Origin of the sequence: Methylobacterium sp. E-046 (genome assembly GCF_022829625.1) — a bacterium.
Lineage (GTDB): Bacteria > Pseudomonadota > Alphaproteobacteria > Rhizobiales > Beijerinckiaceae > Methylobacterium > Methylobacterium longum.
Window position 1 is genome coordinate 1 of the sequence record NZ_JAKSYP010000014.1, and the last position, 5980, is coordinate 5980.

At 65.1% G+C, this 5980-nt stretch carries 6 protein-coding genes and 1 pseudogene; 2 read left to right on the forward strand and 5 right to left on the reverse strand.

Annotated elements, in window-relative coordinates; translation table 11 throughout:
- Positions 1 to 426 precede the first annotated feature (426 nt).
- Positions 427 to 906 (forward strand): PAS domain-containing protein, encoded by a 480-nt coding sequence (locus MKK82_RS00285; protein ID WP_243984208.1) that lies wholly within the window; start codon positions 427 to 429, stop codon positions 904 to 906.
- A gap of 15 nt (positions 907 to 921) precedes the next feature.
- Here MKK82_RS00285 and MKK82_RS00290 read toward each other — a convergent pair whose 3' ends face one another.
- The 5 genes from MKK82_RS00290 to MKK82_RS00310 form a co-directional block, all read right to left on the reverse strand.
- Positions 922 to 2037 carry an HD domain-containing phosphohydrolase gene (locus tag MKK82_RS00290; RefSeq protein WP_243984210.1) on the reverse strand — a complete coding sequence of 372 codons (1116 nt, stop codon included), beginning with the start codon at positions 2035 to 2037 and terminating at the stop codon, positions 922 to 924.
- Positions 2038 to 2097: 60 nt separating this feature from the next.
- A complete protein-coding gene (locus MKK82_RS00295) occupies positions 2098 to 2397 on the reverse strand; it encodes a hypothetical protein (protein WP_243984211.1) in 300 nt (99 codons plus the stop codon).
- Between the two features lie 7 nt (positions 2398 to 2404).
- A complete protein-coding gene (locus tag MKK82_RS00300; protein WP_243984213.1) occupies positions 2405 to 4096 on the reverse strand; it encodes a methyl-accepting chemotaxis protein in 1692 nt (563 codons plus the stop codon).
- 232 nt (positions 4097 to 4328) lie between these two features.
- Complete coding sequence (locus MKK82_RS00305; RefSeq protein WP_243984215.1) at positions 4329 to 4577, reverse strand: DUF2934 domain-containing protein; 249 nt, start codon at positions 4575 to 4577, stop codon at positions 4329 to 4331.
- A complete protein-coding gene (locus MKK82_RS00310; RefSeq protein ID WP_243984216.1) occupies positions 4574 to 5308 on the reverse strand; it encodes a sigma-70 family RNA polymerase sigma factor in 735 nt (244 codons plus the stop codon). Before MKK82_RS00310 ends, MKK82_RS00305 begins: the two co-directional genes overlap by 4 nt.
- 420 nt (positions 5309 to 5728) lie before the next feature.
- Between MKK82_RS00310 and MKK82_RS00315 the strand changes: the two are divergent.
- Positions 5729 to 5980: pseudogene (locus tag MKK82_RS00315) on the forward strand (phosphohydrolase); the annotation flags it as partial.

The window sequence follows — 5980 nt, forward strand, 5'->3', positions numbered from 1 at the left end:
TGCCCCAGCAATCCGTCCAGCAGGCCCATGACCCGACACTCCTCCGCCCGATGGCAGGATGCCGCCGGGGTGCCGGCCCGGCAACCGCGGGTCGGCAAAGAAAAAAGGCCACTCCCGAAGGAGCGGCCCGAAGTCTAGGGCAAACCTAGGCCACCGCAGTGCGGTAGACAACCACCCCTGGGTTGTAGGTACCTATCCTAGGACGCGGCGATACACAGGCGCGCGTCCACGACAGGGCGCGATATGTTAGGCCATGGGCCGGCGCTCCGCGGTCTCCAGCCCCGCCGCACCACGCCGACCCTTACAGGTGTGGCCGCCTCGGTTTCGCAGACAGGCAATCGGGATCCGCACGACTCATGAGAACGGTTATCCTCGTGCACCGTTATGGTCGTCGGATGCCGTTTCTATCTGCTGCGTTCCTTATTCATGATGGTTCTCGACCTGATCCGTGCGTTCGCCGAAGATGCGCCCATCGACATCGTCGTCACGGACGTGGCGATTGATCCGCCGGGGCCGATCATCCGCTACGCCAATCCGGCGTTCGCACGCCTCGTCGGGCGCGACCTCGGCAAGATCGTCGGGCAGAGCCCCCGTTTCATGCAGGGGAAGGAAACCCGCCAGGAAACGCTCGACATCTTCAGACGCGCCTTGGCGGCTGGAGAGCGCTTCCACGGCTACGTCACCAATTACCGCGGGGACGGCACCAAATACCGCGCCGAGATCGACTGCCGCCCCCTACGCTCGGCCGACGGGCGGATCGAGAGCTTCATCGCGTTCGAGCGGGAGGTGATCAGACGTCTCGGCCGGCCTGCTCCCGGCGCAGCGGGACGCTATGAGCCCGTGATCGCAGGTGGAGATCCACTGACCGGTGCTCTGCGAGCACTCTCGGTGTTCGAGGAGTCGTAGGCAAAACCCAAGGCGCTATTCGACGCCCTCGGCCATCTCGCGTCGCAATTCGGGTATGCGCGCCCAGGGCTCGGTCGTCCGGGCCATAGATCCCAGACGCAGCTCGACCGCCGCTTCAGGCACGGCTAAAACCGCCGCCCAGGCTGACGCGAACGCCGCCACGCAGGCGGGCTCGAAGTGGCGACCGCTATCCGCCTCGATGCAGCTCAGCGCCTCCTCAAACGCCATGGCCGCCTTGTACGGCCGCACCGTCGTCAAGGCGTCGAATACGTCCGCCACCGCGACGATCCGTGCTGACAGAGGGATGGCCTCGCCACTCAGACCGTGTGGGTAGCCGCTGCCATCCCACTTCTCGTGGTGTGCCTCCGCGATCTCCGCGGCCAGACTGATCAGCTCCGAGCCGCTGTCGCCCAAAATCCGTCTACCGATCGTAGGGTGCATGCGGATGACGGCGAACTCGGCCTCGTCGAGGCGACCCTTCTTCAGCAGGATCCCGTCCGGCACGGCCACCTTGCCGATGTCGTGAAGCGGTGCCGCGAGGTACAGGCGCCGGCAGAACTCCTCGGGCAAGCCCATCGCCTCGGCGATGATCTGGCTGTAGCGGGCCACGCGCCAAGTGTGGTCGCCGGTGTCGTTGTCGCGGTACTCGACGGCTAGAGCGAGCCGGAAGATGACCTCTGCCTCCCGCTCGCGTAGCCGGCGCGTCGCCCGTTCGATCTCGCCGGCCATACTGGACGCCTGTTCGTCGAGGTGACGCACCGCGCTGGCGAGGCGTACGAGGTTGCGCAGACGCACGCTCAGCTCAACACCCTTGGCTCGCTTGTCGAGGAAGTCGGTAGCGCCGGTCTCCAGTGCGCTGAGCCTGACGGTATCGCCCACGTCGCTGGTGATCATGGCGATCGGCACCTGGGCGTAGTGCGGTATGGCCCGGATCTCACGGATGAACGCGATGCCGTCCATCTCGGGCATGTGCTGGTCGACGAGCACGAGGTCGAACGCGCAGGTCCGGGCCTCGACTAAAGCAGCGAGCGGGTCGGTGCAGGCGGTCACGACGACATCGTGTTCAGCCTCCAGCAGTTGCCGGAGGCGCATCAGCATGGTCGTGCTGTCGTCGACGAGGAGGACGTCCATCGAACGGGTCTTCTGCTGGATGGGTGTGGTCGGAGGTTGGTAGAAGTGAATGGCTTGGGTTCAGGTCGCGGATGGGTAGGCCTGCGCGATCACGCCGAGCCGCGAGAATGCCTCGGCTAGGCGATGAAGGCTGTCGCGGAAGGCGTCGACCTCCGGTGTCGCATCGAGCTTGAAGGCCATCCTGTCGGTCTCCTGCTCCAGGTCGCGGCTCAGCTGCTGCAGGGACAGCCCGAGTGCCCGGATCTGCGGCCAGCGCGGACCGAAATCCGCGTCGGTTACCAGGACTTGTTCCAGGGCTTCGGCGAGGCGCTCTGCGCCGTCTCGGCTGAACCGGCGCTGGAGGAGGTGAACCTCAGCCATCAACGCCTCACGCTGCGCGCACGGTGGCGAGGAAGCGGCCGACCTCGGCCGCGAGGTGCTCGGACTGGCGCGACAGCTCCGAGGCCGCACCGAGCACTTGGCTGGCAGCAGCGCCGGTCTCCTCGGAGGCCTGAGCTACCCCGGCGATGTTGCTGGTCACCTCGCCAGTGCCCATCGCAGCCTGAGAGACGTTCCTGACGATCTCCTGCGTGGCCGCACCCTGCTGCTCCACTGCTGCGGCGATCGAGGCCGCAACCCCGTTGATCTCGCGGATCCGCCCAGTGATCCCGGCGATCGATGATACCGCGTGGCTCGTCGAGGTCTGGATCTGGTTGATCTGGCTCGCGATCTCCCCGGTGGCCTTAGCCGTTTGTTCGGCAAGAGCCTTCACTTCGGACGCCACGACCGCGAAGCCCTTGCCGGCGGCGCCCGCGCGCGCGGCCTCGATGGTGGCGTTCAGCGCGAGCAGGTTGGTCTGGCCGGCGATTGTCGAGATCAGCCCGACGACGTCACCGATGCGCGACACGGAAGCGCTCAGCTCCTGCACCAGTGCACCGGTCTGATCGGCTTCGAGCACGGCGACGCGTGCCAACTCTGCTGAACCGTCCACCTGCCGACTGATCTCCTGCACGGACGAACCCAGCTGCTCGGCGGCGGCCGCCACGGTGTTGACGTTGGAGGCGGCCTCCTCGGCGGCAGCTGCGACCGTCGTAGACTGGCTGGCGGTCTCGGTCGCCGTGGCCGTCATGGTCTGGGCGGTCGCCTGCAACTCGGTCGCCGAGGACGAGACCATGCCGATGATCCCGCCGACCGCAGCCTCAAAGCCATCGGCCATCTGGCGCATGCCGACCTTGCGCTGCTCCTCGGCCGCCAGCCGCGCTTGTGCGGTCTCAGCCTCCAGCTGGCGGGTGCGGATCAGGTTATCCTTGAACACCTGCACGGCAGCGGCCATCGCGCCGATCTCATCCTGGCGTTGCCGGTACGGCACCTCGGCGGCGGCATCGCCTCTGGCTAGGACACGCATGGCATCCGTCATGCGGGTAATCGGCTGAGAGATGCGCAAGAAGCTGAACAACGCGGCGCCGATGGCCGTCAGGATCGCGACCGCAACCGCCGCGTAGGCGGTGAGCGTAGCGGCGTCCGCGTTGCTCACGCTGCCATCGGCGTCACGCTGGGCGCCACGCTCGTTGAAGGCGACGTCCTGCTCCAGCGCCTCGCCAACAGCCGTGTAGATCTTCACCGCGGTGGGGTTGGCGAGTTCCGCGAACGCCTCTTGATGTCGTCCAGCCTCAAGGAGTCCGAGGAGGTGCTGGCTCACCTGCTGGTACTGGGCCCACAGCCCGGAGAAAGTATCGTACAGGGTGCGCTCCTCGGGTGAGGAGATCATGGCCTCATAGCGTGCGCGCGCCTTGGCAACGTTCTCCAGCGCGCCGTCGTACTTCTGCCGGTTCGTCGCCAGCGTCTGCGCATCGGTCGAAGTGGTCGCCAAGCGGTATTGCTTGATCCGGAGTTCGGCGACCCCAGCCCGGATCTGGTTGATGGTCACGACGGACGGCAGCCAGTTCGTGGCGACCTCGGTGACAGAGTGTCGGATGCCCCCGAGTTTGACGATCGAGAGTGCGCCCTGTCCAGCCGCGATGAGAGCGAGCAGGCCGAAGGCAGCCGCAAGCGCAGCCTTCAAGGATAGGTAAGGGCGCATCGTTCAGCATCTCGTAAGAATATAAACAGCTCTCGCTCTGCAATCAGCGGCGAGATTAGACGACAGTATTAAGTTAGTTCGTTAATTAATGGTTTATTACGGTCTATCTCGAACCAATCCGCCAGTATCTATCTCTTGAATTTTCCTCGAATCACATCAAATGACTGTTTCCTCTACCTTTCGCACCAGGATGCAACCCTTAATTGAGCGTTCACTGACGGGATAAAGCCGATCACTTCGTCGTCGACAATACCATCATTTGATAGTTTTCTGACGTTTCGCTGAGGATGGAGCGTGCGATCTGACGCGCAGACGAGCCCCGGCGCTCCGCCATCAGCTCGCGCTCGGCCATGAGCCAGAACTCTAGCGCGTAGCCATCGGGCCGGTGGTTTCGGTCCCACAGATCGTAGGCGCGCTCTCGGATCTCAGCGTGCGAGATTTTCGGCCCTGTCGCACATGCAGCGCACGGATCCGGGCTCACCTGCTGACCTCGCTCGATCCGCCGAGCGCCGAGAGCATCACGCCGTCGTTCCCGATCTCAGCGCCGGTATAGCCGAGCGCCCGTGCGAGCTGATCCCGGGCGCGCCAGACGCGGCTTTTCACCGTGCCGACTTGGCATCCCATGACTGCAGCGGCTTCGTCGTAGCTCAAGTCCTCGAGCGTCACGAGCAACAAGGCTTCCCGCATCACCGGCGCGAGCCGGTCAAGGGCTGCGCGCACGTCCTGAAGGTCGAGGCGCCCGGCTTGATCGGGCGGGATGGCGAGCCGGGCGGTGTAGCTGCCATCCTCATCCTCGACCTCTCGCGATTTGCGCTGGCCGCTATAGAAGAGGTTGCGCAGGATCGTGAAGGTCCAAGCCTCGAGGTTCGTACCGGGCTGGAAACGCGATTGGCTTCTCCAGGCCCGCAGGAGCGTATCCTGTACGAGATCGTCAGCTGCAGTCGCGTCGCGAGCGAGCGATATAGCGAACCTGCGCAGGCTCGGCGCCACAGCGAGAAGCTGCCTCTGGAACTCAGCCTCGTCACGGCTGCGTGCCTCCCCAAGCGCGACGTCGAGTTTGGCCAGGAGGTCAGCGAAGTGCCCCGCAGCGTCCAACTCGGCATCCTCCTGCGCGTAGGCAGCGGCGAGCAGGCTCCCAAGGCCTCTCCGGATCTCTTCGGAGAGCACGGCTCGGGGTGCGTCTGAGGGTTCCTCAGCCGGTTCCATGTTCATCGTGGCAGCCAAGCAGGAACGTGTGGCATCGGCTTATCGGCCATCGTGGTTCGTTCGATAGATCGACCGCCTGCATACCTTCACGGCATAGCTCGGTCAGTGCGACCAACCGCGCGAATTCTCGTTCGGTCTGATCGGTCGAGGTCGCCCGCTGCCCTCCGGCAGCCCTTCTTCGGCTCCGCTGGCCTCGTTTTCCCCAGAACTGAAACCTCAGTAGGCGTGCTGGTTACGCTTTTGACCCCTCCCCCTTGAGAGGTGGGGCCGTGATGTCCCTCCCTTCGTGTCGGGAGCGCCGCAACGGTACCTCCCTTCCGCGCCAGCCGGATCCAGGCCAGCCATTCCGGGCTGATGATGCGGAGCACGTTCGTGTCGTTGCGGAAGCCGGCGCCGGGGGAGTCAACAGCCTCTGAAGGTGACCGGATGGGTGCGATTCTCCTGATAACAACCGACCTCAAGCGCGGTCAGCGATGGGCCCGTAGTCTCGGATCGCGGGGTCTTTGCCATGTCCAGGACCGCTCAGGGGACAAGCTACCGCCCGAGAAGTTCGCCCTGATCGTCCGCGACGCCGAAGCGTTCACCTCCGTCGCGGTCATCCGCCCCCGCGCTGCGTTGGCGGAGGCCCGGACTGAAGGTGTGCCGTCTTTGTTTCCCGCGCGCGGCACCGCCGGGCGA